The organism is Salegentibacter tibetensis (assembly GCF_020164485.1).
GTDB lineage: Bacteria > Bacteroidota > Bacteroidia > Flavobacteriales > Flavobacteriaceae > Salegentibacter > Salegentibacter tibetensis.
Window position 1 is genome coordinate 1 of the sequence record NZ_JAIQZA010000158.1, and the last position, 255, is coordinate 255.

The window sequence follows — 255 nt, forward strand, 5'->3', positions numbered from 1 at the left end:
GCTACATTGATTCCCTTTCTTTGGGCAATAGCTGAAGATAATTTTGCTAAAGCATTGATTTTAATATCCCAGGATGCTTTTCCTGCTCTCAATTCCAGTATTTGTTCACTTGTAAAACCATTCATTTTGCCCATCATAGTATGAGCAGCCAGGCAATAATCACAATCATTTATTTGACTTACAACAAGGTTAACAACTTCTTTTTCTTTTTTGCTGAAGGATGTTTTACTGTTTTGAAATGCCAGGTAATTTTCT

The 255-nt window shown here is 34.1% G+C and carries 1 protein-coding gene; it reads right to left on the bottom strand.

Annotated elements, in window-relative coordinates:
- Positions 1–255: carboxymuconolactone decarboxylase family protein (locus LB467_RS19660; protein WP_224475691.1), on the bottom strand; the 255-nt coding region annotated here is incomplete at both ends.